We start from the raw sequence: 25,137 nt of genomic DNA, 5'->3' as shown, positions 1-25,137 counted from the left end.
TAACCCACCACCAGCCTTGCGGCTGGTCCCCCGCCCTTGAAAAGGGCGGATAGTGACACTAGGGCATAGCCCGCGTGTCACAAAAGCAATGGGGCGGAGCCCCGAGCGTATATCCGCCCTTTTCAAGGGCGGGGGACCGTTGCGCTTGCGGAATGGTGGTGGGTTAGCAGCCCCCTGGGCTGCGTTTCCCTTCAAAACCATCTGCCCCCGGCAGATGGTCTCCTTCACCCGCTGACTGCCTTTTACGCCTTGATCACCTGTTCAAACAATCCCTTGTTTTCCTGGATCTTCCCTTCTCCCCCGACTACGCACAGGTAGCCGTCGGAGAGCACGTCCCGTACCAGGGGCGCCAGGGCCCGGATGTCTTCGGCTGTGCAGTCGATAATCTGGTCCCGCTTTTTCTGGGCGATGGCTTCCGGGGTCCCCTTCATCTGGGCGGTGATGGCCTTTTCCAGGTGCATGGCCGGGGTAAGGGGCGTATCCACCAGGCTGATGGTGCCGATCACGTACTTGGTCATTTCCCGGTCGGAGGCCTGGAATTTTTCCAGGTAGTCCGGCAGATCCCGGTAGGCCTGGAGGCTTTCCGCCAGTTTGGGATCCCGGTAGCTGGACAGGTAGAAGGTGCCGCTGGGGTCAAACCGGGTACCGGCCCCGTAGGCCCCGCCCTGGACCCGGATCTTGGTCCACAGGTATCCGTACCGGAGGATGGTTTCCAGCACCTTCATGGCTCCCGTATAGTGGTAGCCGTGGTCATGGAAATTGCCCCCGGCCAGTACATACTGGACCTTCCCGGAGGTGGTGATCCCTTCGTTCTTCCCGGGAGCCGTCAGAACGGGCATGGCCTTCCCTGCATAGGGGGAATGGGGCAACTGGGCGGTAAAGGCTTCCATCCTGGCCAGGGCTTCCTGTTCCATGTCCTTGTCGCAGGACAGGGACTGGAGCTGGGCATCCTGGTGGAAGAAGGCGGGCACCAGAGCCTTCAGGTTGGCCGCCACTTCATCGGCCTTTTCGTCGAAATGGGCCCACAGATCCTGGAGGAACTGGTAATAGGTCAGCTGGTCGTGTTCCATGCTCCGGGCGGATTTGGAGAAGTAGCTCATAAGCCGCAGGGTGGCCACGGTCATCCCCCGGGCAAAAAAGTTGTTGTCCCAGTCGGTCTTCACTTCGCTGATGATTTCCTTCAGCCGCTTTTTGTCCTCCACATGGCTCCGGAGGGCGATGCTGCTGAGGATATCGAACAGCTTGTCCTCGTTCTTTTCCAGTACCTTGGCGGACACCTTGAACACGTTCCGGTAGGTGTTGGTGTCGTTATACCGGCTGTAAGGCTTCACTTCAAAGTTCAGGCCTCCCAGGTACAGATCCGCCAGGGTGGTCAGTTCCTCATAGGAATAATCGTCGGTGTCCACCTTCCCCAGCACGTCGGTGAGAAGGTAAGCATAGCACAGCTTGTCTTCCGGCAGACCGGTAAGATCGAAGCACCAGTCGAAATAGGCGATCTTGTTGGTGAACTGATGGAGCACCAGATGGGTGTGGTCCCCCGCTTCCGTTACCTGGGGATGCTCGAAATCGTTTTTCCGGGTAATGTCGGACCGCTGGAGGAGCGGGATGGAGACCAAGGCTTCCGGGGTGTCGGGGGCTGCCTGCCGGGCATGGAGCTCGTCGGCGATGGCTTCCACTTCCTTCAGCTGGTCTGCATCCATCTGGCTCTTCTTTTCCGCCATGGCCTGGGCGAACTGTTCCGCGTCCCGGGCTTCCTTCCCCGGTTCCGGGGTCAGGGTCACCAGGCATTTGTGGGTGTTGTCCAGAAGTACGCTTTCGATGAGCTGTTCATAATATCCCTTGTCGATGGCGCTCCGGAGGAAGTCCAGGCAGTCGGTGAACCGAAGACAGGCGGTGGGGTCTCCTCCGTAGAGCCAGGTTTCCATTACGTTCAGCCCGTAGATCAGGCCTTTGGGATAGATGTTGAAATCCGCTTCCCGCATCTTGAATTCTTCGGAGTTCAGTTCCGCTTCCAGGAGCCGGCGGGGAATCCCGTTCCGGGACAGATCCTGGAGGGTCCGGTACAGCACCTTTACGAACTGGTCTTCCTTGTCCGGGTCGGAACCGCTGACTTCCACAGAAAACACCGGCTGGAGCTGGGAGCCGTTCAGGCTGCCGGACACGTCGCTGCCGATGCCTGCCCGGAGCAGGGCCAGCCGCAGGGGAGCGTTGTTCCCGTCCAGGAGCACATGGGTCAAAAGCTTCAGGGCCATAATCCGCTTCTGGTCCAGGGCGGACCCCACCACGATGTTCATGGACAGGTAGGTCTTTTTGGCCGTGTCATCCCCTTCCGGCACCGGGTAGGAGGCTTTCACTTCCCGGGTCTGGTCGAAGGGAGCCTGGAGGGGGATTTCCACCTTCAGGGTGCCGGTCTTGGGGAACCGGCTGAGATATTCCCGGTCCATGTAGTCCAGCCAGTCGGCGATGTCCACATCCCCGTACAGGTAGATGTAGGCGTTTTCCGGGCTGTAGTATTTTTTGTGGAAGGCCACGAACCCTTCCTGGGTCAGCTGGGGAATGGCGGAAGGCAGGCCGCCGGATTCGAACCGGTAAGGGGAATCCGGGAACAGGGCCTTCATCACTTCATGTTCCTCGATGGCATCCGGGGAGGAATAGACCCCCTTCATTTCGTTGTACACCACCCCGTTGTAAAGGAGAGGTTTGTCCCCTTCTTTCCCCAGTTCGTAATGCCAGCCTTCCTGGCGGAGGGTAAAGGGGTTCTCTCCGATGAGAGGATAGAACACCGCATCCAGGTACACGTCCACCAGGTTCCGGAAGTCCTTGGCATTCCGGCTGGCCACCGGGTACACAGTTTTGTCCGTGTAGGTCATGGCGTTCAGGAAGGTGTTCAGGGAGCCTTTCACCAGTTCCACGAAAGGTTCCTTCAGACGGTATTTCCGGCTGCCGCAAAGGACGGAATGTTCGGTGATGTGGGCCACCCCGGTGTCGTCCTGGCTGGGAGTCCGGAAGCCGATAGTGAACACCTTGTTGTCGTCTTTTGAGGACAGGTAGAACAGTTTGGCCCCACTGGCCTCATGGATCATTTCGTAAGCCGTGGCTTCGATATCCGGCAGAGGGGTGATTTTTTGTACGGCAAAGCCGTGGAGTTTCGTTCCAACAGAAAGTTCCATGCAGAATCTTCTCCTTTGTTTTCTTTTCTATTAAGGGCAAAAGAAAGGGGAGCTGCCCCTGGCAGTCTCCCCTTCCCTGTTGAATCTTACTTGAAGTACTGCACGCCGCCCAGGAACAGAGGCTGCAGTTTGTTCCCCGGGATGTTCTTCATGAGACCATCGGTGAACCGTTCGGTGTGGCCCATTTTGCCCAGGACCCGCCCGTCCGGGCTGGTGATGCTTTCAATGGCATACAGGGAGCCGTTGGGGTTGTAGGGGCTTTCCATGGTGGGATCCCCAGCCTGGTTTACATACTGGGTTGCCACCTGGCCGTTGGCAAAGAGTTTCTTGATCTCTTCTTCGGTGGCCACGAACCGGCCTTCCCCGTGAGAAACGGCGACGGTGTGGATGTCTCCCGGTTCAGTGAGGGCCAGCCACGGAGATTTGTTGGAAACCACTTTCGTTTCCACCATCCGGGAAATGTGCCGGCCAATGGTGTTGAAGGTCAGAGTGGGAGAGGTTTCCGTCAGAGGACGGATGTCTCCGTAGGGCACCAGACCCAGTTTGATCAGGGCCTGGAAGCCGTTGCAGATCCCCAGGGCCAGGCCGTCCCGGTTATACAGCAGGTCCATGACCGCTTCCTTCAGGGACGGATTCCGGAACATGGTGGCAATGAATTTGCCGGAGCCTTCCGGTTCGTCGCTGGCGGAGAACCCGCCGGGGATGGCCAGGATCTGGGCTTCCTTGATCCGTTTGGCCATTTCTTCCACGCTTTCCTTGATGGCGTCCGGAGTCAGGTTCCGGATCACGAAGATGTCCGCCTTGGCACCGGCTGCTTCAAAGGCCGCAGCGGTGTCGAATTCGCAGTTCAGGCCCGGGAACACAGGGATGAACACCCGGGGCTGGGCCACGTTGTAGGGAGCGGTGAGCGGCAGGTCGTTCCGGTAGTAGGGCATCCGGCAGATGTCCTTGCCGGAATCCTTCACCACAGAGGGGAATACCCCTTCCAGGGTCCGGGTATAGGCTGCCTTGATTTCGTCCAGGCTGATGGCAGTGTCGTTGACGGTGACTTTTCCATCGCCGGTGAGTTTTCCCAGCACCAGGAAGTCGCTGCCGGCGAAGACTTTCTCCGCATCGGCACCGGGAGCCAGTTCCACCAGGAAGCCGCCGGGCTGGAGGGTGAACAGGCATTCCTCGTGGAGGAAGGGCTTCACAAAGCCAAAGCCCAGTCCGTTGCCCAGGCACATGGAGGAGATGGCTGCGGCCACGCCCCCTTCTTTCACCACGCCGGCGGTAAGGATCCGTTTGCCCAGGATGGCCTTGTGGACGCTGTCCAGGAGGGTCCGGAGGGCAGGGTAATCCACCACTTCGTGTTCATCGCAGGGTACGGGGATGAACACCACGGTGTTGCCGGCCTGTTTGAATTCGTTGGAGATGGTGTCACGGCCGTCCATGACCCCTACTGCAAAGCAGATCAGGGAAGGCGGGACTTCCAGGTCCATGAAGGTGCCGCTCATGGAGTCTTTGCCGCCGATGGCCGGCAGTTCCAGTTCGCAGCAGGCTTTATAGGCACCCAGGAGAGCGGCGAAAGGCCGGCCCCAGGTATGTTCCGTATGGAGTTTGGGGAAGTATTCCTGCATGGAAAGACGCAGTTTCTTCGGATCGGCGCCCATGGCCGCAGCCCGGCACACGGCTTCCACCACCGCGTACATGGCCCCATGGTACGGGCTCCAGCAGCACACGTTGGGATCATAGCCGCTGGCCATGACGGAGGTGGCGTTGGTCTTGCCGTGGAGTACCGGCAGACGGGCGGCCATGCCTTCGGTGCGGGTCAGCTGGTTCCGGCCGCCGTAGGGCATCAGTACGCTGCCCCGGCCGATGGAGCCGTCGAACCGTTCACCCAGCCCTTCTTCGCTGCACACGTTCAGCCGGTCCAGGTTGGCCAGCCAGGCTTCTTTGATATCCTTCTTCCCTTCCACTTCTGCAGGAGTGCTGTTGAAGGGAGAGGTTTCTTCCACTCCGTCCACTACCACGTTGGATTTCTGGGGAATGCCGTTGGTGTCCAGGAAAGCCCGGGACAGGTCCACGATCTTTTCCCCTCTCCAGTACATCACCAGACGGGGATCTTCCGCCACTTCCGCCACCACCGTGGCTTCCAGGTTTTCCTTGGCGGCAGCGGCCATGAATTTGTCCAGATCTTTGGCAGCGATGCACACCGCCATCCGTTCCTGGGATTCACTGATGGCCAGTTCCGTGCCGTCCAGGCCTTCGTACTTCTTGGGCACCTTGTCCAGGTTGATCACCAGGCCCGGAGCCAGTTCCCCGATGGCCACGGAAACACCGCCGGCCCCGAAGTCGTTGCACCGTTTGATGAGACGGGTCACTTCCGGATTCCGGAACAGCCGCTGGATCTTCCGTTCGTTGGGGGCGTTCCCCTTCTGGACTTCCGCACCGCATTCGCTGAGGGATTTGGTGGTATGTTCCTTGGAGGCACCGGTGGCGCCGCCCATGCCGTCACGGCCGGTACGGCCGCCCAAAAGAACGATCAGATCGCCGGCAGCCGGACGTTCCCGGACTACAGCGTCCCGGGGAGCAGCCCCGATGACAGCCCCCACTTCCATTCTCTTGGCCACGAATTTGGGATGATAGTACTCTTCCACGGATCCGGTGGCCAGACCGATCTGGTTCCCGTAGGAGCTGTACCCGGCAGCGGCACCCAGAGTGATCTTCCGCTGGGGCAGTTTGCCCTTCAGGGTCTGTTCATAGGGAGTCCGGGGATCTGCGGCCCCGGTGACCCGCATGGCCTGGTACACATAGCTCCGGCCGCTGAGGGGATCCCGGATGGCCCCGCCCAGACAGGTGGCAGCGCCCCCGAAAGGTTCTATTTCAGTGGGATGGTTGTGGGTTTCGTTCTTGAACATCACCAGCCAGTCTTCTTTTTTGCCGTCCACGTCAATGGGGGCCACGATGCTGCAGGCGTTGATTTCTTCCGAAGCATCCAGATCGGGGATTTTCCCTTCCTTCTTCAGCTTCTTGGTGGCCAGGCAGGCCATATCCATCAGGGTAATGGGCCGCTGGGTGTCTTTCCCGTAAACGAAATCCCGGTCTTTTTTGTACAGGTCGTAGGCTTCCGCCACCGGCTGGGTGTAGACACCGTCGGTAATGGAAACGTTTTCCAGTTTGGTTTCAAAGGTGGTGTGCCGGCAGTGGTCGGACCAGTAGGTATCCAGCACCTTGATTTCCGTAATGGAAGGATCCCGGTCTTCCTTCTTGAAATATTCCTGGATGAAAGCCAGATCTTCCAGGCTCATGGCCAGTTCCTGTTTGTTCAGGAAGTCTTCCAGGCCCTTTCTGTCCAGGGCACGGAAGCCGTCCAGCACAGCCACCGGTTTGGGCACATCCCAGGTCATGTCCAGGGTGTCAGGCTTGTCGATGGCCGCTTCCTGGGCTTCCACCGGGTTGATGCAGTAGTGTTTGATCTTTTCAAAGTCGGCGTCGGACAGGTCCCCTTCCAGCAGGAACACCTTGGCAGCAGCCACAATGGGCCGCTGGCCCTGGGTGATGGCCTGGATGCACTGAGCGGCAAAATCTTCTCTCTGGTCATACTGGCCGGGGAGCAGTTCCACGGCAAAGCTCCGGAAACCGGCAGGGATCTCCAGTTCTTCGTCCCGGACCACATCCACCGGGGCTTCGCTGAGTACCAGGCTTCTGGCCTGTTGGTATTCTTCGTCGGTGAGCCCTTCCAGGTCGTACCGGTTCACGATCCGGACGCTTTTCAGGTTCTTCAGCCCCAGGGTCTGCTGGAGATCGGAACACAGACCTGCTGCTTCCACAGCATATTCTTTCTTCTTCTCCACAAATACACGTCTAATTTTGTCGCTCATGACAGCCTCCCTTAAAAATACTCGTTGATAAAATTATTCTCCCGCGGGAACAATTTGTCAAGGATTTCCCATGCATTTTCACTGTCCACATAGATCATACCGGCTTTCTGGAGCTGTTCCGGTCCGTAGAGGCCGAAGAACAGCTGGGTGAAGGTCCCCACATCCAGCAGCACCTCCGGGTCGTCCAAGGTGTTCAGCAGCTGGATCCCCTCCCGGGTGAAGTTCAGCTTCACCAGCATGGTGTTGAGGGCGATCTGTTCGTCCTTCAGGGCCAGCACCAGGGTCTTCCCCACCAGGCTCTCCGGTACGGAAAGAGCCTTCAGGCAGGCCGCGGCGTTGATCACCCGGCCCATCATGAAGGGGGCCTCCCGGGGCGCCAGGGCCTGGTCCGGCAATTGGGTCCAGGTCAGGTCGTCTTCCGGCGCCAGCCAGTCCAGGGTCTTGTAGGTGCCCGCCAGCCCCTTGAAGTACTGGAGCAGACGGATTTTGGCCGGGGGTTCTGCAGCAGCCATTTCCTGGACGGTCACTTTGTCTCCCTCTCTATTATACAACGCGTAAGCCTTTGGTGCACCGTCATTCCGGATGATTACCGTCTCAAAATTTTCCTGGGCGGCAGTCAGAAGGGTGTTCTCCCACACCCGGTGGTCCCGGACCACATAGCCGTGGTACCCGGCCATGGCTTTTTCATAGACGGGAGCCACCAGTTTTTCCCCGCTCCGGGTGTCCACCCGTTCCGGTTCGTACCCGTCCAGAGGGTGTCCCGCCAGATCCAGTCCGGCCAGAGGCAGGGTGTAATGCTTCCGGAGATGGGTCCAGGCAAAGCCGTAGGGCTGGTAGATCCCGGCGTAAATGGGCATGAGGATCACAAAAGGCACCTTCAGGGCCCGGAGGGTGGTGAAGGCGGTTTCCATCAGGTCCCCCATCACATGGTGTCCCCGGGCCACCGGATCCGTGGCCACCCCCACAATATAGGGCACCTTCCAGTCCCGTCCCCGGAGCCGGAGCACATAGGGGTTCAGGTGGAGCATGGTCAGCAGCTTCCCGTCCTGGAATCCACCCAGGATCCGGTTCTGCTTCAGGGCATATTCCCCGAAATACCATTCATAAAAATGCGTCCCCTTCTTTTCAAAGCAGTAATCCCACAGGTCCGCCGCCTGGGACAGGGTATCCTGCTGGAGCAAACGAAAATCCATGGCAATCCTCCTTCAGCGGATGATGGTATTGTATTTTTTCACCATGAACACAGGCTTGTAGGATTCCTTGGCTTCCCGGAGTCCTTCCTTGCCCATGTCCTCTTCCCGGTTGATGTAGGTCACATCGGGCCATTCATGAGCGATATATTCCTTGTTGATGGCGGTGTACAGGCCCCGGATGTCCGGATCCGCCTTTTCCACATGGATCACCGCCGTGTTCTTCCCGGCCCGTTCCCCGAAGGTGAAGGCCTTCACCTGGCCGTCCAGCCGGATCAGACCGCCCCGGAGCTGGAGTTCATCCAGATGGTTCAGCCCTTCCTGGATGGCGTCGAATTCCGCCACAATGGAAGGATCGGTGAGTTCCCGCTGTTCCACCCACTGTTTCCCGTAGGCAATGCATTCGTCCTTGTTGGCCGGGGTAATGGGCTCGTAGACGAATTCCGGGTTGTCCTTCAGGAACTGGTTGTAGTGGTTCTTCTTTCCGTGGAGCTTCCGGCCGCTGAGGCTGGCCAGGCTGGCCCGCTGGTACACATAGTCCCAGTTGTCCCGGTCCGGGGTGAAGGTGTTCACCTGGGGCAGGTATTTCTGGAACCGTTCGATGGTATGCTCGTAGATCCCGTGCATTTCGAAAGGTTCCCCTTTGAAATACTGCTTCAGGGCGCAGATCACTTTTGGCAGGTCTTCGTTGACCCCGCCGAAGGGGGGCAGCACGAAAGTGGTGCCGTTGACGGTGACCTTGATGATGAGACAGCCGTGGCTGATGGCCCAGTAGCTGTCATACTGCTTCCGCCAGATAAAGATAGACCCGAAACAACATTCCGAGGCATGGTAGTCCTCTTCGGTAAAGTAATCATCGAATATCGGCTTGTCGTCGATGCTGATATGCTTGAATTCTAAAATAAGAATCGCTCCCTCATTTGTAAGATGTTTATATGTATCTATTATTATAACAGATGAGTCAAGAGGCTTACAGCATCCCCATATCGTTCAGTTTGTCCACCCGGAATCCGTAGTCGGCGGTCTGGACCACCTGGACGAAGGCCGTGTTGGCCAGGCTCATCCGCCACATGTTGTCTATGGGGAACCCCAGGATCTGACACACCAGGAGCCGGATCAGGCCCCCGTGGCTGACGCACAGGATGGTGCCTTCCGGTTCCATTTGGTCCACCAGTTCCCGGAAGGTTTCCCATCCTCTTTTTTGGGAAGCGGCCAGGTCTTCCTCCGCTTCCAGGTCCACCTGTCCCGGCTTCAGGAAAATATCCCGGAGGGTATCCGGATCCTTTTCCTGGATTTCCCGGAGATGATGGCCGTCCCATTTCCCGAAGGAAATCTCCCGGAGCCCGAGAAGGGCCTTTGCTTCCATGCCGCGGGCCGCCGCCAGAGGGGCAGCCGTTTCCCGGGTCCGGATCAGGTCCGAAGTATAGAGGGCATCCAAAGGCACCCGGGCAGCCCGGGTCACCAGGGCGGATGCCTGTTTCCGGCCGGTGTCGTCCAGGGGGTTGTTGGACCAGCCCTGGAGGATCCCCTGCCGGTTGGCCAGGGTTTCCCCATGGCGCACCAGATAGATTGTCTTCATGTTTCTTTCCTTTATTCCACCGTCCGGCCGGGTTTCAAAAACCGCCGGAATACAAAATGGGGCTGTCCTGCGACAGCCCCCATTTTCTCCCTGTTATGCTCTGGCAATATAATCCCCGGTACGGGTATCGATTTGCAGAACGTCCCCTTCGTTGATGAACAGAGGCACTTTGACCACATAACCGGTATCCATTTTGGCGTTCTTGCTGCCGCCGGTAGCGGTATCCCCTTTGATCCCCGGTTCGGTTTCCACTACAGTCAGTTCCACCGTGTTGGGCAGTTCCACACCCAGGATCCGATCCTTGAAGGTGATGACCTTTACGTCCATGTTTTCCTTCAGGAAGTTCACGGCCTTGCCCAGCTGATCCTTGTTCAGTTCCAGCTGATCATAGGTTTCGTTGTCCATGAACACATAGGTGCCATCGGCTTCGTACAGGTACTGCATGCCCTTTCTTTCCACAATGGCGTTTTCCAGACGTTCAGCCGCGTTGAAAGTCCGTTCCACCACAGCGCCGGTGCACAGGTTGCGCATTTTGGCCCGTACGAAAGCAGCGCCTTTACCCGGTTTTACATGCTGGAATTCAACGACCTGCCAAGCATCGCCGTCAATTTCAACCGTTACGCCAGTTTTAAAATCGTTCGTAGAAATCATGAAAACAACCTCCAAAAAAATATAGTTTATATGGGTAAATCAGAGTTCCTTCAGTTCCTTGGGCACGGAAGTGAGCCGTTCGCAGCCCGTTTCCGTGACCAGTACCGTATCCTCGATCCGGACACCGCCCTTATCAGGGAGATAGATGCCCGGTTCGATGGTCACCACCGCACCAGCCGGCAGAGGCTGGTCATTGGCCCGGTTCAGCACCGGTTTTTCGTGGATGTCCAGGCCCACGCCGTGGCCCAGGCCATGGCCGAAGTTGGGTCCGTAGCCTTTGCCGGTGATGAAGTCCCGGACGGCTCCGTCCACCTGGATGCCGGTAAGCCCGGCCTTCAGGGTCTTTTCTCCCAGCAGATTGGCCCGGAGTACGATATCATAGATTTCCTTCTGCCAGGGAGCAGCCTTCCCCAACACCACCGTCCGGGTGATGTCGGAGCAGTAGCCCCCATAGGTGGCCCCGAAGTCGAACGTGATGAAATCGCCTGCGTCCACCACCTTGTCAGAAGCCACCCCGTGAGGCAGGGCGCTCCGTTTGCCGGAGGCACAGATGGTTTCGAAGGAAGGCTTGGTGGACCCCAGCTTCCGCATGTTGTATTCCAGTTCCGCCGCCAGATCGCTTTCCGTCCGGCCAGCCCGGATATGGGGCAGCAGCTGGAGGAAGGCTTCGTCGGAAATGGCCACTGCCTTCCGGATCAGGGCCAGCTCTTCTGGGGTCTTCACCGCCCGCAGGCCCACCAGGTTCACATTCTTCCAGGTGGCATGGGGCAGGGCCGCTGCCAGGGCCCGCTGTTCCGTATAGGAGAAATAATCCCCGTCCAGGGACAGGTTGTCCGACTGGGGCAGTTTGGCCGCTTCCGGCCAGAACCCATGGAGATGTTCCACCAGTTCGCAGTCCGGAGCCTGCTGGCGCACCTGGAGAGTATACCGGGAATCGGTGATGATCACCGCCCGATGGGCATCCACATACAGCAGGCTGTCCCCGCCGGTGAAGCCGGTGAAATACCGGATGGAAGAATCTCCCTTGATGAAGATCCCATCCACTTTTTCCTGTTCCAGAAAACTCCGGAGTCTTTCCAGTGCCTTCATCCTATCGTCTCCTTGTGCTTCGTCCAACAAAATCAGTTTGACTAATCTATTGTACTCTTAAACCCCGAAAAAAAGCAAGGGTTTCTATATACTTTGTTACAAATTGTTTTGTTTTATTTCTTCAGGCGGCGGACTAGGGAGAAGGGAGCCATCCGTCCGTCCCCTTTGGCGGTGAACACCATCTGGGCATGGGGAGCGGCGGTAAGAGGGTTCCCCTCTCCGTCCTTCATGTCCTCCAGGGTCCAGGGGAAGATTTCTCCCCCGGGAGTCAGTACTTCCAGCACTTCCCCTGCCTTCACATGGTTCCGCTGTTCCAGGGTCACCCGTCCCCCGGCCGGGTCAAAGTCCTTCACCAGAGCCACGAAATCCGCGCTCTGTTCATAGGAACTGGTGGTGTACACCTGGTCTTCCGGGCCGGTCTTCCCAAGGGCGAACCCGGTGGTATAGGGCCGGTGGGAGACTTTTTTCAGTTCCTGCCGGAGACTTTCCGGCACGGTGAAATGTTCCGGATCCTCCCAGCACAGATCGATGGCTTTCCGGTAGGCGCTGACCACAGTGGCCACATAATGGACGCTTTTCATCCGGCCTTCGATCTTCAGGCTGGTGACCCCTGCCTCCATCAGCTGGGGCAGATAGTCAATGAGGCACAGATCCTTGGAATTCATGATGTAAGTGCCCCGTTCATCCTCTGCCATGGAGAACACTTCCCCGGGCCGGTTCTTTTCCGTCAGGCCGAATTCCCACCGGCACACCTGGGCACAGGCCCCCCGGTTGCTGTCCCGTCCGGTGAAGTAGTTGCTCAACAGGCACCGTCCGGAATAGGAAATGCACATGGCCCCGTGGACGAACACTTCCAGGTCAGCGGTGATCTTTTCCCGGATCTCCCGGATTTCCTGGAAGGACAGTTCCCGGGCCAGCACCACCCGTTCCGCTCCCAGGTCTTCCCAGGCTTTGGCGGTGGCCCAGTTGGTCACGTTGGCCTGGGTGCTTACATGGAGCCCCAGACCGGGGACCACTTTCCGGGCCGTCATCCACACTCCCAGGTCGGACACCAGCAGGGCATCCACCCCTGAGGCCTCCAGATCCCGGAGATAATCCGGCAGGGGCGGCAGGTCGCTGTTGTGAGGGAAAATGTTCACGGTCACATAGACCTTTTTCCCCAGGCTGTGGGCAAAGGCCGTGATCTCCCGGATCTCTTCCAGGGAGAAATTGGCGGCAAAGGCCCGGAGCCCGAAGGCCCGGCCTCCCAGATAAATGGCGTCAGCTCCGTACAACAGGGCCATCCGGCCCTTTTCCAGGCTCCCGGCGGGAGCCAGCAGTTCAGGTTTGTTCACTGTGCTTCTCCTATGACTTCTCCAGGGTTCAGTTTCTGGATCATGGCCACATGTTCTTCGTAAGTTTTGGTAAAGTGATGGTAACCTTCCTTATCCGCCACAAAGTACAGATAATCGGTCATCACCGGATGGATCACTGCACGGATGGCATCCATGCTGGGGTTCCCCACCGGTCCCGGAGGCAGGCCCTTGTTCAGGTAGGTGTTATAGGGAGATTCCAGCTCCAGGTCGTCGTAGGTGACTTCCTTCTTCTGGGCTCCCAGGATGTACTGGATGGTGGTGTCGGACTGGATGGGCATCCCCATCTGAAGGCGTTTTTCAAACACCCCGGCAATAAGAGGCATTTCCTCCTTGTGGGTGGCTTCCCGTTCCACCATGGAAGCCAGGGTCACAATGTCCCGGAGGGGCAGATAGCTTTTCTGGATGTCCCTGCGCAGGTCCGGGGTCAGCTTTTTGTTGAACTCCTGGACCATCATGGCCACCATGTCCTTGGCGGTGGCCTTTTCCGGGATGTTGTAGGTGGCCGGGCAGATGAACCCTTCTGCCTTGTACACCACATCCGGATTGCGGCTTTCCATGTAGGTGTAGGGAGTATAGTTCCGGCAGGCATCCTTGAAGGCCTGGGCGGTGGTCAGGTGTTCCCGTTCCAGCTTCAGGGCGATTTCGTTGATGGTGGCCCCTTCCGGCACCGCAAAGCTGTTGGAATGGACCTTCCCTTTGGAGAGGATGTTGATAATCTCCCCGTCGCTCATGCCGGCGGTGATTTCGTAGGTGCCGGCCTGGAGATGGTTTTCCAGACCTTTTACCCGGGCTGCCAGCCGGAAGGATTCCGGAGTCTGGATCAGCTTTTTGTCGTGGAGCAGGGTGGCAATGTCAGAGGTGGTCATGCCTTCCGTAACTGTGAACCGGACCTTCTGACCGGTGGCCAGGCTGGTGTTGGTGTTGAAGTAGTCCAGGTACCAGTAGCCTCCGAACAGAAGGGCCAGCACCAGGGCGATCCCGATGGGCAAGAATTTTTTCCGCATAATGGGCCTTCCTGGTTACTGGGCATCCATTTCGTCCATGATTTCCTCATAGGCTTTCCGGACTGCTTCGAATTCTTCATCGGTGGGATCCAGGTACACCGGGTCCCCCTTGTCATCAAAATCCACCCGGGCGATGATCACATTGTCCTCTTCGTCAGGGTCCGTGTCATCGTCTTCCGGGATCTGGGTCAGAAGGGCGAAATTCTTCCCATCCATGGGGATTACCATTTCTTCCAGATAATAGGATTCGTTGCCTTTTTCGTCGGTGATCACCACCACCGCCTCCTGGTCTTCCGTTGCCAGCAGCTTTTCGTCGTCGTTCTTGGCCATTGTCATTTCCTCCTCGGGCTGTCCAGGTAATTCTGCAGGATGACCACAGCGGCCATCATGTCGATGATTTTCTTCCGTTTCTTCCTCTGGAGATCCGCCTCGATCAGGACTTTTTCCGCTGCTACCGTAGAGAGCCGCTCATCCCAAAGGACAACCGGGATGGACGGGAAGCGTTCCTCCAGGATGGTTTTGAATTCTTCACTGGCCCTGGCTCTGTCGCCAATGGACCCGTTCATGTTCTTGGGGTAGCCCAATACGAACTGCCCCACTTCTTCCGCCTCCACCAGTTCCGTGAGACGGTTCAGGTCGTTTTCCAGCCCCTTCCGGCGGATGGTCTCCACCCCCCGGGCGATGAAGCCGGTTTCGTCGCTGACGGCCACCCCGATGGTCCGGGTGCCCAGATCCAAGCCCATGATCCTCATCAGCGTTCTGATTCCTCCAGGTAGGCCTGGAGCAGGGCTTCGATCAGTTCGTACCGTTCAAAATGGCGGATCTTCAGCCGGGCGTCCTTGTAGCTGGTCACATAGGCCGGATCCCCGCTCAGGAGATATCCGGCCAGCTGGTCGATGGGGTTGTACCCTTTTTCCTTCAGGGCCTCTGCCACCTCCCGGATGGTTTCCGCCACACTTTTGGTTTCCGGAACCGGTTTGAACATGGTGGTTTCCTGTGTAGTACGAGACATGTTTCTCCCTCCTTTGTAAAGAAGGGGCTGTTGCACGGCAACACCCCCCGCTTTATTCAATAAAAATACTGACTGATGATCAGGGGAATGGATTCCTGGAACAGGACCAGCATCACCTCGATGGGGACTTCCATCCCTTCCAGGATCCACCGCATGGTCATTTCTTCCCCACCGTAGATCACCATTTCCGTGGCGAACTGGATGTGGGGGTTCGTCAGATCCGCTCCCGCTTTTTTCAGCATCAGGTGATAGGCATCCCGGACGAACCGCCGGTTGGTCTGGCGGATGTCTTCCACATCACAGCTGGTGTACAGGTTCTGCAGGAACTTCAGGTTGGCCTTGTACAGCAGGAACTTTTTGTACAGAGCCTCGGACCAACAGTGGCTTTTCAGGATATCCCGGCCGTGACGGGCCAGGATATGGAGATACACCCAGTGGGCCAGTTCCTTCTTGTTCTTGCAGCAGCGTTCAAAATCTTCCTTGGTCAGCCCCGCATCCCGGACGATTTCGTCCACTGTGATGTCGTGGAGGTGTTTTTTCTCCAGCAGATGGTACAGGGCTTTTCCCAGTTTTTCCTTTGGATCCATTTCCACACCTTCTTGTCAACCCAATCTTTCCTGTTGGTTGGTTTTCTCAGTTCAGCTGGCCTTCCACCAGTTCCAGAGCCTTGGCCAGGCCTGCCTGGACCTTGGAGGCATCCTTGCCCCCGGCCTGGGCCATATCCGGCCGGCCGCCGCCGTTGCCGCCCATGGCCTGGGCAACTCCCTTGGCGATCTTCCCGGCATGGATGCCTTTCTGGACTGCTTCCTTGGAAGCCATCACCAGGATGTTCACCTTGTCGGCGCTCATAGGTGCAGCCAGCACCACCACCCCGCCGGTCTTGTCCCGGAGGGTGTCCCCCATTTTCCGCAGGGCATCCACATCCTGTACCTTCACTTCCTGAGCCAGGAAGGGCACACCCTTCACCTCTTTGGCATCTGCCGTTACGCTGGCAGCCTGGGCAGCCACCAGTTTCTTTTCCATTTCATCAGCCCGGTGTTTTTCCGCCCGCAGGTCTTCCTGGAGGGCATTGATCCGGGTCACCAGGTTGTTGGGACGGCCCTTCACCGCAGCGGAAGCTTCCCCGATCAGATTTTCCAGTTCCCGGGTGTAAGCCAGGGCGCCCCGGCCGGTCACCGCTTCGATCCGCCGCACCCCGGCGCCAACGCTGGATTCAGACAGGATCTTGAACAGGCCGATGTGGCTGGTATTGGACACATGGACACCGCCGCACAGTTCCATGCTGTAACCGGGCACATTCACCACCCGGACAATCTTGCCGTATTTTTCCCCAAACAGGGCCATAGCGCCCATTTCCTTGGCTTTTTCCAGATCCTGCTGGGAGATTTCCACATCCACTGCATCCAGAATCTTTTCGTTGACAATGTCTTCCACCTGGGCCAGTTCTTCTTCCGTCAGCGGAGAGAAATGGGAGAAGTCGAACCGGAGACGGTCCGGCCCCACATAGCTGCCGGCCTGGTTCACGTGGCTGCCCAGCACCTGTTTCAGGGCTGCATGGAGCAGATGGGTGGCCGTATGGTTCCGGGCAATGTCCCCCCGGCGTTTCAGGTTCACTTCGAATTCCACTTCGTCCCCTACGGCCAGGGTTCCCTGTTCCAGGGTGCCCAGCTGGATGGTGTACCCATCGGGCAGCTTTTTGGTGTCAGTAACGTTGAAAATGCCCTTGTCGGACACCAGCCGGCCGGTGTCTCCCAGCTGGCCGCCCCCTTCTGCATGGAAGGCGGTGTTAGTGAGGATCACTGCCAGTTCATCCCCGCTTTTGGCGTTCTGGATGGGCTGGGTATCGTGAGCCGGGAAGATGGCGGCCACTTTGCCGTTTTTGCTGGCTTCGTCCACCGTCAGGTTCCCCAGTTTCAGATGACGGGTTTCGTAGAGCACCGGTTTGCCCTCTTTGTCATTCCGGGCGGCACGGGCTCTTTCCCGCTGGGCTTCCATGGCTTTTTCAAAGCCTTCCTTGTCCATGGTGAAGCCCTGTTCTTCCAGGATTTCTTCCGTCAGTTCCCAGGGGAAACCGAAGGTGTCATACAGCTGGAAGGCGTCTTCCCCGTTCAGCACGGTGCTGCCGGCTTTCCGCATGGCATCGATCTTCTGGTTCAGGAGATCCGTGCCCTGTTCCAGGGTCTGAAGGAAGGAGTTTTCTTCCATGGCGATGACTTTTTCAATGTAGCTTTTCTTTTCCCGCAGGTCCGTGTAATGGTCCCCGTACATGTCGATGACCAGGTCCGCAGCCCCCACCAGGAATTCCTTCCGGATGCCCAGGAGACGGCCGTGACGGATGGCCCGGCGGAGTACCCGGCGCAGGATGTAGCCCCGGCCTTCGTTGGAGGGCAGGATCCCGTCCCCGATCATGAAGGTGACGGAACGGGCATGGTCGGCGATGACCTTCAGGGAAATATCATCCTTGGGGTCCGCGTTGTAGGTTTTGCCGGACACTTTGCAGGCGTATTCGATAATGGGGAAAATCAGGTCCGTTTCAAAGTTGCTGGGTTTTTCCTGGAGCACGGAAGCCACCCGTTCCAGGCCCAGGCCCGTATCGATGTTCTTGTGCTGGAGAGGCGTGTAGCTGCCGTCCGCTTCCTTGTTGTACTGGGTGAACACCAGGTTCCACAGTTCGAGGAACCGGCCGCAGTCGCAGCCGGGCCCGCAGTCAGGGCTGCCGCAGCCCCGTTCTTCCCCCAGGTCGATATGGATTTCGGAATCCGGGCCGCAGGGACCGCCGCTGGCAATTTCCCACCAGTTGTCTTCCAGCTTCACGATCCGTTCCGCCGGCACCCCGCACACATCGTGCCACAGGTCATAGGCTTCCTGGTCCTTGGGGTACACAGTGATCCACAGTTTGTCCGCCGGCAGTTCCAGCACCTTGGTGAGGAATTCCCAGGCCCAGGGGATCACTTCTTTCTTGAAGTAGTCCCCAAAGGAGAAGTTCCCCAGCATTTCGAAATAAGTATGGTGCCGGGCCGTACGGCCCACGTTTTCAATATCCCCGGTCCGGACACATTTCTGGCAGGTAGTGATCCGGGTGGCAGGCGGTTTCACCTTGCCGGTAAAATACGGCTTGAACGGAGCCATGCCTGCGCCAATCAGAAGCAGCGTAGGGTCATCATGAGGAATCAGGGACGCACTGGGCAGTACCAGATGGCCCCGTTCCTTAAAGAAATCAAGATACTTCTGCCGAATCTCATTACCAGTTAAATATTTCATTACCAACTCTCCCAAATTCCCTCCAGCAAAAAGGAAAAAATCCCATCAGCCAGAAAATTAATTTCTCTTTCGTATCCCATAAATTATATAAAAAGAGAAGAAGGCTGTCAAATAAATAAGGGGCTGCTGATCAGCAGCCCCTATTCCCTGTACATCCCTGCTATGGCCTCTTCCACAGTCCTGGCCTGGATGATGGTGACTCCTTTGGGTTCTTTTCCTGGTGGGAAACTTCCTTTGGGGACGATGAACCGGTGGAACCCCAGCTGGGCCGCTTCTTTGATCCGCCGGTCCGCCAGGCCCACCCGGCGCAGTTCCCCGGTAAGGCCCACTTCTCCTACCGCCAGCACCCCCATGGGCACCGGCCGGTTCCGGTAGCTGGAAACCAGGGCTCCCAGAATGGCCAGGTCCGCCGCTGGTTCCTTCACCTTCATGCCCCCTACGGCGCACACATAGGCATCCTGATCCCCGAAGTTCATGCCGCAGCGCTTTTCCAGCACCGCCAACAGCATGTTCACCCGGTTGAAGTCCACCCCCACCACCGTCCTCCGGGGCAGCCCGAAGGGGGTGTGGGACACCAGGGCCTGGATTTCCGTCAGGATGGGCCGGTTCCCTTCCATGGCCGCGGTGATCACCGAACCGGACACCGCCTCTTCCTTGGCTTCCAGGAACAGTCCGGAAGGGTTGGCCACTTCCCGGAGCCCTTCCTCTTCCATGGAAAAGATCCCGCATTCGCTGGTGGAGCCGAACCGGTTCTTCAGAGCCCGGAGCACCCGGTAGGTGTAGGACCGGTCCCCTTCGAACTGGAGCACCACGTCCACCATGTGTTCCAGCAGCCGGGGGCCTGCAATGTTCCCTTCCTTGGTCACGTGGCCGATGATGATCACCGCGATTCCCGTTTCCTTGGCAAAGGTCAGCAGCTTGGCGGTGCATTCCCGCACCTGGCCCACACTGCCGGCGGCGCTTTCCAGTTCCTGGTTGTACATGGTCTGGATGGAGTCGATGACCAGGAGACGGGGCTTCACCTGTCTGGCCTGGACCAGGATGGTGCCCAGTTCCGTGGCCGTCATAATCTGCAGAGCATCCGTTGCCTGTCCCAGCCGCTCTGCCCGCATGGCCGTCTGGGCTTCGCTCTCTTCCCCGGATACATAGAGCACCCGGGCACCCCGGGCCGCCGCCTTCATGGAAACGTCCAGGGTGATGGTGCTTTTGCCGATGCCGGGGGCCCCGCCCAAAAGGATCAGGGACCCGGGGACGATGCCGCCCCCCAGCACCCGGTCAAACTCATGGATGCCTGTGGTCATCCGCTGGACCTTCACCTTTTCCACCTGTTTCAGGGTCTTGGGGGTGGGGGCTTCCGTAATGGCAAGATAAGACGGCCGCTGCCGGCTGGGAGCCGGAGCCTCCGTTTCTTCCACCAGGGTATCCCACTGGCCGCATTCCGGGCATTTGCCCAGCCATTTGGGAGTGGAATACCCGCAGTTCTGGCAGACGTAATGGGTTTGTGTTTTGGCCACTTACTCCTCCTCCTGGAGCAGCTGGTATGCGTTCCGCACGATCTGTTCCTTGTTTTCTTCGCTTACATGGTCCCCCAGCACATGGAGGAAATAATCCAGCAGCCGGGCCTCCCGGCCGGTGATCAGTTTGTGGGCCGCCAGCAGCTGGACCAGCTGGCCGGAGGATTTCACGTCCTTCCCCGCAGGAAGCTGGGGCTGGACATGGGGTTCCCGGGGCAGCCGGATGATCCGGATAAAGCCCCCGTTCCCCCGTTTGGATTCCACTTCATACCCCCGTTCCGGGGTGAAGCGGGTAGTCAGGGTGTAGGTGATCTGGCTGGGAGCACAGGACAGTTTTTCCGCCAGCTGGCTCCGTTTCACATCCACCCGGTCCTGTTCGTTGGCGAACAGTTCGCTGATGATGAATTGCTCTATGGCATCTGCAATATTGCGCATGATGATTACCTCCTACGGGACAGACAGGTTCTCCCATGCTCTATTATATTTGACAATTTGACGTTTGGCAAGAGGGGATTGTTTCACCCCAACACCCTGGCCCCCGCAAAAACCTGCAGTCCCAGGATCACCGGCACCCCGATGGTGAATTTCAGATGCTTCGTCTTGTGCCGGAACAGGAACATGGCCAAAAGAGCCCCCACACTGCCCCCCAGGGCCGCCAGCCCCAGCAGCCGGATTTCCGGCACCCGCCAGGCCCCCCGTTTGGCACAGAATTTGTCATAGCCGTACACGGCAAAAGTAATAACATTGATCAAAAGAAGTCCCGCTGTAAGCGGGGTAAGTTGGAAAGACATGAATTGCGCTCCTTTGTCGTTCATCGTGAGTAGTGTTCTCCAGCAGTACATCCATCCTTATATATCCGCCCTTTTCAAGGGCGGGGGACCGTTGCGCTTGCGCAATGGTGGTGGGTTAGCAGCCCAATGGGCTGCGTTTCTATTCAGGATCATCTGCCCTTGGCAGATGATTTCATTCGGCTAGAGACTAGAGACTAGTGACTGTAAGCTCACTGATCCTCACCGGTGACGCCCCGGTCTTTCCGTCCCGCTGCCTCTGGTCCACCCTGCACCCTGCCAGAAGGACCAGCAGCAGGCACAGGGCTGCCAGGGCCGTGGATTTTCCCAGACATTTCATCGTAGCCGTCCTCCTTGTTTCTTTCTATTGTAGCATACAAAGGAAACATTGACTCTTTCTCTTCTTTTTCCTACGATGAAATTACCTGCAGTATAGTGGAAGAAATGCTGTCCCATGCCCAGGACGCCCCCACAGACCATGCCCTGCCGGGCGGCCGGGACGGGCTCCCCTGCGGGTAGCCCCTACGCCGTCGCTGCCCTACGGCCGAGAACAACGGTGTTCTCCGGCAATGTATCCATCCTTATATATCCGCCCTTTTCAAGGGCGGGGGACCAGCCGTTAGGCTGGTGGTGGGTTAGCAGCCCCAGCTGCGTTTCTATTCAGGATCATCTGCCTTTGGCAGATGATTTCATTCGGCTAGAGACTAGTGACTAGTGACTGTAAGCGCCTGACCCTCTGGCTCCTGGCAGAGGGTCTCCTTCACTCTTCACTTTTCCTTCTTCACCCGTGCCACTACGCCCCGTTCGGTGACCAGAACCACCTTGGCATGGGCTTTTTTCCCGATTTTGTCGTAGATCCGTCCGGCGCTGCAGGTATCTCCCAGCACAGTGTGGGTGCTGTTGGCCACGTATCCCACTTTTCCGATCCCCGGGATCTCCGCCCGGATGGCTTCCTTGTCATAGTCGTTGTCCGGTTCCTTCCGCAGCACCAGTTCCATTTTCCGCCGGAATACTCCGTACCCCAGATAATGGTTGCAGCCGGTAATGGTAATGAAGATCTTTTTCATGATTGTCCCACCTTTCTTTTTCTTACTTCCATTATAGAAGAGTTGGTGGGTAAAAAGGGGGACAGCATATACGAAAAAGGACTTCCCTTTCAGGAAGTCCTTTCAAATTCACTGGCAGGAGTACTAGGATTAAAGGCTTTCAGTCGCTTATAATCTTCTTTTACAATTTATATCCACTAAAATAGGGAAAAAATAGGGAATTCATTTTGCGCTCGAAAACATAAAAAAGAACCCGTAAAGTCATGTTTGGCTCTACGGGTTTCTTCATTATATATAGAAATTTTCAAGATATCATTTTGCAGCCCAGGCTACAAGTAACCCAGCCGCTACAGCCTCCCACGTATTTCGTTGGGCCTTAATGCGCAGCCGGGTCCGTTTTTCCTCGGCCCCGAATTTCTTCAAGGATTCGTTGGCAATCATCAATGAGGCTTCCTGCTTCTTCGAGGTTGCCTGCAGCTGACTCAGCTCGGCCATCAGCTCGGTCGATTGCGTCCTGGCTTCGGTCAATTCGACTTTGGATGTCGCCAGCTCTTTGCGCAGCTCTTTCAGCTCCTTCTGAGATTTCTCGTTGAGATTTTTGAGCTGCATCAAGTTGCTGCTGAGCCTCTCCATCTCCGACTGGCTGACCATATACATGGGCTCTCCGGTAGTAGCCGCAGCCGAAGCCTGCCCCGAACAGCAGTAAAGCAGCAGCAAAGTACACAGCCCAACGAGGGCAGCGTCCAGCCTGTGCCTGCACTTGATTCCATACATCTTTAGCCCTCCTCATTGTCCTGCATCTCCTGCATTTGTTGTTGGTACCAAATTGCCTTACCTCGCAACACGTTGCCGCCGGTCCTGGGGCTGTCGTAGTCGGTGGTCCATGCCGGGCTCTCCGGCGTACCCAGGTATTGCAGGTCCCAGCGCTCACAGCCGTTACAGGGTCCGTATTCATCACCTTCCGGCAAGAGGCCGTCCACGTTATCAGCAGCCTCTGCATGGGTCATGATTCGATCCCGGTCGATGGTCAGCCACAGGGCCTTAGCCAGCACGGCCACCACCTGGGCCATGGCCTCGATCTGGGCAGCGGTGGGCGGATACGGACCCAGTGCGTTACTCGCAGCCTGGTAGCAGCAGCAGAGCGTCACCCCGATGCTCCCCGTGTTCCGGTGCCAGGTATGGCTCAGTGTATCCGTAAAGTCGTCGGTACTGGCCCACAGGGACCCATCCTTGTCAATATTGATGTGATAATCATCATACATCTGGCCATATCGGCCGGCCGTCCAATGCAGGTATACCTTGACGTCACGGCCATACTCCTGGGCCTGGGCCATAAGCGTGGGTCTGGCAGCCTCAGCCATTGTCCGGATGTCTTTCAGTGTTACTCGTTGCATTTTTCTCTTTTACCTCCTTCTGCCATGGGTCCGGAACTCCATCGCCGTCAGCGTCAATCAGAGATTTTCCGATGAAGCCGATAGCGGCGATAAACGCCATACTGGTAATGGTCTGGATTAGCATATTCAGGGCCGGCAGGTCCACATGGTTCTTGGCCCACCACAGCCATGTCCATGCCGCCAGATACAAAAAAATGCTCCCGATGATCAGGAGCATAATCGTGATGACCAGGGCCCGGGGCAGTCCTCGGACATGCATGCGGCCCATGGACCCTAGCAGATTCAGCAGGGCCTTTTGTAATTTTGTGATATTCATTATCATTTTTCCTCAGGGAGAGCCATAAAATCTTTATACACTCGATCCATGACTCCATTGCTTCCGAGACCAGCATAAGAGGTATGCATGGCTTCAAATGACCCCTTGTCCGAGATTGGGGCATACCCACGGTTGCGGCAGTAGTCCCATTTCTGCAGCATCCTGTCTCGCAAAAGGGCTTGGATTCCGAGCTTGATATGTCCATTGTCTGTATAACGGGCGGTAACCCATCTGATCAAGTAGCCAAAAGCAGCCGACGCCAGGCAACTGGCCGCAGTATTAAGTAGATCGTTCATAGTTCGCCTCTTCCCCAGTAGCATAGGTTTTTAGACCGCACACCGTTTTGATTTCTTCCAGTTCACAGGAGAGCTCTTTTATAACCCGTGCCTGCTGTTGGATAATCAACGACTGGTGTTCGACCACCTGCAGCAGTTCCAACGCCCATCACTCTACTTCCTGATAATCTTCTTCCGTAATTGACTTATATTCTTCAGCAGTGATTTTCTGCTTTTTTACAGCATTCCCGACCATTTTTTTGTTCCAATAGCCAGCTTCGTACCAGGTCTTGATTTTGGTAAACCAATTAGTCATTTGTGCCAGCCTCCTCCATGGTTTCTTGACCCGCCGTTTCCGACGGCAGTTCAATGTCATTCATCATCGCGATGTATTCCGTTTGAGACACAGTCTCTGCCAGTTTGGATCTTAGGAGACGATTTTCCGTTTCAAGCTGTTGCAGTCTCTTTTCTTTGGCGATGTGATTAAACATTTTCATCCCTCCATAGCTTTCCGTAATACTCTTTCATCTTCAAAATGACTCCATGATTATTCCCATGTTTAGCATGAGCAATCCAGCATTCCAGGCTGTGATCAGCATCCTCTCTGCTCAACTTTCCGTTTTTGGCAAGTCGTACCATCCGTTTCAGCTTTCGCCTCTCGTGTAGGATTTTCGATTTATCCAGGGTCATAATGATTTTCCCAGATGGCTTCTGTCTAAAGCGAAATCCGAGCCACTTGAAACCGTTCCGCACTGGTACGACTCTGTACTTACGTGGATGGAGCTGCAATCCAATCCGGTCAAGTTCACACTGTATCCGATTGCGGTACTCTCCGGCTTTATCCTTTCCGTCTGCAATGATAATAAAGTCATCCATATATCGCAGATAAAATTTTGCTTTCATTTTCTCTTTGATATAGTGATCTAAATCGTCGAGCACCGCCAACTCGATAAATTGTGCGACATCAGACCCCAGACCAATGCCGATATCGCCGTCGAAGCTGTCGATAAGCTGATAGACCATCTGACAGGCCCAGCCATCGCATACCCGCTTTCTAATCGCCCTCTTAGCGACATTGTGCCGCGTACTGCCGAAGAAATGCTGAATGTCATAGGTATAAGCGTACACATTATTCCCATATAGTCTATGGGCCTTTTCGAGCATCATTTTAAGTCGGCGGATCGCGAAGTCTGGTCCCTTGCCTTTTTGACCAGCGGAATTATCATAAATAAAATGCCGTGACAGTTCCTGGGCCAGGTAGTTATACAGCAGCGACCGCTGTACCTGCCGGTCGCGGAATCTGAGGGCCACTACTTCGCGTTCTTTTGGCTCGTATACTTTAAAGCGTGACTGCCCACCAATTCTGTAGGAGTCAGTAAGCAACTCTTTTCGCAGCTTCTCGGTATTAGCCAATCCATTCTGCAGATAGCGGATAACACCCGATTTCCACCGGACACCATTAGCACAATGCTGCATTGCGTCGTATAAGTTCCCAAAATCGGCAACGGTCTCTTTCACTGATCTTTCCATAATTAAAAGCTGTGCGAATAGCGGGACCGGCATAAGCCGCCCGCGTCGCAGCATCTTGTTCGTCTCCTTCCAGAGATCAGGCTTCTTGCTCCTTGCATAC

The 25,137-nt window shown here is 56.8% G+C and carries 26 protein-coding genes; all 26 read right to left on the bottom strand.

Features of this window, described 5'->3' with window-relative positions; genetic code table 11:
• Positions 1-242: 242 nt before the first annotated feature.
• The 26 genes from FX155_RS07355 to FX155_RS07230 all read right to left on the bottom strand — a co-directional run bounded on the left by FX155_RS07355 (position 243) and on the right by FX155_RS07230 (position 25,091).
• Positions 243-3,170 (bottom strand): insulinase family protein, encoded by a 2,928-nt coding sequence (locus tag FX155_RS07355; RefSeq protein WP_154488261.1) that lies wholly within the window; start codon positions 3,168-3,170, stop codon positions 243-245.
• A gap of 86 nt (positions 3,171-3,256) precedes the next feature.
• Entirely contained in the window at positions 3,257-7,033 is a 3,777-nt protein-coding gene (locus tag FX155_RS07350) for a phosphoribosylformylglycinamidine synthase (protein WP_154488260.1), read from the bottom strand.
• Positions 7,034-7,044: 11 nt separating this feature from the next.
• A complete protein-coding gene (locus FX155_RS07345; RefSeq protein ID WP_022487623.1) occupies positions 7,045-8,226 on the bottom strand; it encodes a GNAT family N-acetyltransferase in 1,182 nt (393 codons plus the stop codon).
• 12 nt (positions 8,227-8,238) lie between these two features.
• Positions 8,239-9,087, bottom strand: coding sequence for a DUF2156 domain-containing protein (locus tag FX155_RS07340; protein ID WP_288174613.1), 849 nt, complete (start codon positions 9,085-9,087; stop codon positions 8,239-8,241).
• Positions 9,088-9,193: 106 nt separating this feature from the next.
• Complete coding sequence (locus FX155_RS07335; RefSeq protein WP_154488259.1) at positions 9,194-9,802, bottom strand: histidine phosphatase family protein; 609 nt, start codon at positions 9,800-9,802, stop codon at positions 9,194-9,196.
• A 93-nt stretch (positions 9,803-9,895) separates the two neighbouring features.
• Positions 9,896-10,453 carry an elongation factor P gene (gene efp, locus FX155_RS07330; RefSeq protein ID WP_022487620.1) on the bottom strand — a complete coding sequence of 186 codons (558 nt, stop codon included), beginning with the start codon at positions 10,451-10,453 and terminating at the stop codon, positions 9,896-9,898.
• 39 nt (positions 10,454-10,492) lie between these two features.
• A complete protein-coding gene (locus FX155_RS07325; RefSeq protein WP_022487619.1) occupies positions 10,493-11,542 on the bottom strand; it encodes a M24 family metallopeptidase in 1,050 nt (349 codons plus the stop codon).
• Between the two features lie 113 nt (positions 11,543-11,655).
• Complete coding sequence (locus tag FX155_RS07320) at positions 11,656-12,876, bottom strand: U32 family peptidase (protein WP_326831122.1); 1,221 nt, start codon at positions 12,874-12,876, stop codon at positions 11,656-11,658.
• Positions 12,873-13,901: an endolytic transglycosylase MltG gene (mltG, locus tag FX155_RS07315; protein ID WP_154488258.1), complete on the bottom strand. Its 1,029-nt coding sequence runs from the start codon at positions 13,899-13,901 to the stop codon at positions 12,873-12,875. The genes FX155_RS07320 and mltG overlap by 4 nt, the downstream gene beginning before the upstream one ends.
• Positions 13,902-13,916: 15 nt before the next feature.
• Positions 13,917-14,231 (bottom strand): DUF1292 domain-containing protein, encoded by a 315-nt coding sequence (locus FX155_RS07310; RefSeq protein ID WP_154488257.1) that lies wholly within the window; start codon positions 14,229-14,231, stop codon positions 13,917-13,919.
• A gap of 2 nt (positions 14,232-14,233) precedes the next feature.
• Entirely contained in the window at positions 14,234-14,653 is a 420-nt protein-coding gene (ruvX, locus tag FX155_RS07305; RefSeq protein WP_022487615.1) for a Holliday junction resolvase RuvX, read from the bottom strand.
• Entirely contained in the window at positions 14,653-14,913 is a 261-nt protein-coding gene (locus tag FX155_RS07300; protein WP_022487614.1) for an IreB family regulatory phosphoprotein, read from the bottom strand. The genes ruvX and FX155_RS07300 overlap by 1 nt, the downstream gene beginning before the upstream one ends.
• Positions 14,914-14,969: 56 nt before the next feature.
• A complete protein-coding gene (locus tag FX155_RS07295; RefSeq protein WP_154488256.1) occupies positions 14,970-15,500 on the bottom strand; it encodes a TetR-like C-terminal domain-containing protein in 531 nt (176 codons plus the stop codon).
• A 46-nt stretch (positions 15,501-15,546) separates the two neighbouring features.
• Complete coding sequence (alaS, locus tag FX155_RS07290) at positions 15,547-18,174, bottom strand: alanine--tRNA ligase (RefSeq protein WP_154488255.1); 2,628 nt, start codon at positions 18,172-18,174, stop codon at positions 15,547-15,549.
• Between the two features lie 140 nt (positions 18,175-18,314).
• On the bottom strand, positions 18,315-19,688 hold the full coding sequence (radA, locus tag FX155_RS07285) for a DNA repair protein RadA (RefSeq protein WP_326831121.1): 1,374 nt from the start codon (positions 19,686-19,688) through the stop codon (positions 18,315-18,317).
• Positions 19,689-20,123: a CtsR family transcriptional regulator gene (locus FX155_RS07280; protein ID WP_022487610.1), complete on the bottom strand. Its 435-nt coding sequence runs from the start codon at positions 20,121-20,123 to the stop codon at positions 19,689-19,691. It abuts the gene before it with no gap.
• 83 nt (positions 20,124-20,206) lie between these two features.
• Entirely contained in the window at positions 20,207-20,479 is a 273-nt protein-coding gene (locus FX155_RS07275; RefSeq protein ID WP_154488254.1) for a DUF1294 domain-containing protein, read from the bottom strand.
• Between the two features lie 187 nt (positions 20,480-20,666).
• Positions 20,667-20,816, bottom strand: a complete 150-nt coding sequence (locus tag FX155_RS11415; RefSeq protein WP_022487552.1) for a hypothetical protein — start codon at positions 20,814-20,816, stop codon at positions 20,667-20,669.
• Positions 20,817-21,243: 427 nt separating this feature from the next.
• A complete protein-coding gene (locus FX155_RS07270) occupies positions 21,244-21,543 on the bottom strand; it encodes an HIRAN domain-containing protein (RefSeq protein ID WP_154488253.1) in 300 nt (99 codons plus the stop codon).
• Positions 21,544-21,834: 291 nt separating this feature from the next.
• Entirely contained in the window at positions 21,835-22,296 is a 462-nt protein-coding gene (locus FX155_RS07265) for a hypothetical protein (protein ID WP_154488252.1), read from the bottom strand.
• A gap of 2 nt (positions 22,297-22,298) precedes the next feature.
• Complete coding sequence (locus FX155_RS07260; RefSeq protein ID WP_154488251.1) at positions 22,299-22,916, bottom strand: N-acetylmuramoyl-L-alanine amidase; 618 nt, start codon at positions 22,914-22,916, stop codon at positions 22,299-22,301.
• On the bottom strand, positions 22,876-23,232 hold the full coding sequence (locus tag FX155_RS07255) for a hypothetical protein (protein ID WP_154488250.1): 357 nt from the start codon (positions 23,230-23,232) through the stop codon (positions 22,876-22,878). Before FX155_RS07255 ends, FX155_RS07260 begins: the two co-directional genes overlap by 41 nt.
• 2 nt (positions 23,233-23,234) lie before the next feature.
• Positions 23,235-23,528 (bottom strand): hypothetical protein, encoded by a 294-nt coding sequence (locus tag FX155_RS07250; RefSeq protein WP_154488249.1) that lies wholly within the window; start codon positions 23,526-23,528, stop codon positions 23,235-23,237.
• A 148-nt stretch (positions 23,529-23,676) separates the two neighbouring features.
• Entirely contained in the window at positions 23,677-23,823 is a 147-nt protein-coding gene (locus FX155_RS07240; RefSeq protein WP_154488247.1) for an XkdX family protein, read from the bottom strand.
• Complete coding sequence (locus tag FX155_RS07235) at positions 23,816-23,998, bottom strand: hypothetical protein (protein WP_154488246.1); 183 nt, start codon at positions 23,996-23,998, stop codon at positions 23,816-23,818. The genes FX155_RS07240 and FX155_RS07235 overlap by 8 nt, the downstream gene beginning before the upstream one ends.
• On the bottom strand, positions 23,991-25,091 hold the full coding sequence (locus FX155_RS07230; RefSeq protein WP_229778478.1) for an RNA-directed DNA polymerase: 1,101 nt from the start codon (positions 25,089-25,091) through the stop codon (positions 23,991-23,993). Before FX155_RS07230 ends, FX155_RS07235 begins: the two co-directional genes overlap by 8 nt.
• Positions 25,092-25,137 lie beyond the last annotated feature (46 nt).

The organism is Acidaminococcus fermentans, from assembly GCF_009696675.1.
Classification (GTDB): Bacteria; Bacillota; Negativicutes; order Acidaminococcales; family Acidaminococcaceae; genus Acidaminococcus.
The sequence above is the reverse complement of the archived record's forward strand: the minus strand, read 5'-3'. Positions and strand labels throughout refer to the sequence as shown.

Bases quoted from the DNA above. Each gene is read 5' to 3' on its own strand.
- FX155_RS07275 (WP_154488254.1), bottom strand. From the start codon at position 20,479: ATGTCTTTCCAACTTACCCCGCTTACAGCGGGACTTCTTTTGATCAAT.
- FX155_RS07280 (WP_022487610.1), bottom strand. From the start codon at position 20,123: ATGCGCAATATTGCAGATGCCATAGAGCAATTCATCATCAGCGAACTG.
- FX155_RS07240 (WP_154488247.1), bottom strand. From the start codon at position 23,823: ATGACTAATTGGTTTACCAAAATCAAGACCTGGTACGAAGCTGGCTAT.
- FX155_RS07300 (WP_022487614.1), bottom strand. From the start codon at position 14,913: ATGTCTCGTACTACACAGGAAACCACCATGTTCAAACCGGTTCCGGAA.
- FX155_RS07345 (WP_022487623.1), bottom strand. From the start codon at position 8,226: ATGGATTTTCGTTTGCTCCAGCAGGATACCCTGTCCCAGGCGGCGGAC.
- FX155_RS07265 (WP_154488252.1), bottom strand. From the start codon at position 22,296: ATGTATGGAATCAAGTGCAGGCACAGGCTGGACGCTGCCCTCGTTGGG.
- ruvX (WP_022487615.1), bottom strand. From the start codon at position 14,653: ATGAGGATCATGGGCTTGGATCTGGGCACCCGGACCATCGGGGTGGCC.
- FX155_RS07335 (WP_154488259.1), bottom strand. From the start codon at position 9,802: ATGAAGACAATCTATCTGGTGCGCCATGGGGAAACCCTGGCCAACCGG.
- FX155_RS07295 (WP_154488256.1), bottom strand. From the start codon at position 15,500: ATGGATCCAAAGGAAAAACTGGGAAAAGCCCTGTACCATCTGCTGGAG.
- FX155_RS07230 (WP_229778478.1), bottom strand. From the start codon at position 25,091: ATGCTGCGACGCGGGCGGCTTATGCCGGTCCCGCTATTCGCACAGCTT.
- FX155_RS07310 (WP_154488257.1), bottom strand. From the start codon at position 14,231: ATGGCCAAGAACGACGACGAAAAGCTGCTGGCAACGGAAGACCAGGAG.
- FX155_RS07235 (WP_154488246.1), bottom strand. From the start codon at position 23,998: ATGTTTAATCACATCGCCAAAGAAAAGAGACTGCAACAGCTTGAAACG.
- FX155_RS07325 (WP_022487619.1), bottom strand. From the start codon at position 11,542: ATGAAGGCACTGGAAAGACTCCGGAGTTTTCTGGAACAGGAAAAAGTG.
- alaS (WP_154488255.1), bottom strand. From the start codon at position 18,174: ATGAAATATTTAACTGGTAATGAGATTCGGCAGAAGTATCTTGATTTC.
- FX155_RS07270 (WP_154488253.1), bottom strand. From the start codon at position 21,543: ATGAAAAAGATCTTCATTACCATTACCGGCTGCAACCATTATCTGGGG.
- FX155_RS07355 (WP_154488261.1), bottom strand. From the start codon at position 3,170: ATGGAACTTTCTGTTGGAACGAAACTCCACGGCTTTGCCGTACAAAAA.
- FX155_RS11415 (WP_022487552.1), bottom strand. From the start codon at position 20,816: ATGAAATGTCTGGGAAAATCCACGGCCCTGGCAGCCCTGTGCCTGCTG.
- FX155_RS07250 (WP_154488249.1), bottom strand. From the start codon at position 23,528: ATGAACGATCTACTTAATACTGCGGCCAGTTGCCTGGCGTCGGCTGCT.
- FX155_RS07350 (WP_154488260.1), bottom strand. From the start codon at position 7,033: ATGAGCGACAAAATTAGACGTGTATTTGTGGAGAAGAAGAAAGAATAT.
- mltG (WP_154488258.1), bottom strand. From the start codon at position 13,901: ATGCGGAAAAAATTCTTGCCCATCGGGATCGCCCTGGTGCTGGCCCTT.
- FX155_RS07255 (WP_154488250.1), bottom strand. From the start codon at position 23,232: ATGAATATCACAAAATTACAAAAGGCCCTGCTGAATCTGCTAGGGTCC.
- FX155_RS07260 (WP_154488251.1), bottom strand. From the start codon at position 22,916: ATGCAACGAGTAACACTGAAAGACATCCGGACAATGGCTGAGGCTGCC.
- efp (WP_022487620.1), bottom strand. From the start codon at position 10,453: ATGATTTCTACGAACGATTTTAAAACTGGCGTAACGGTTGAAATTGAC.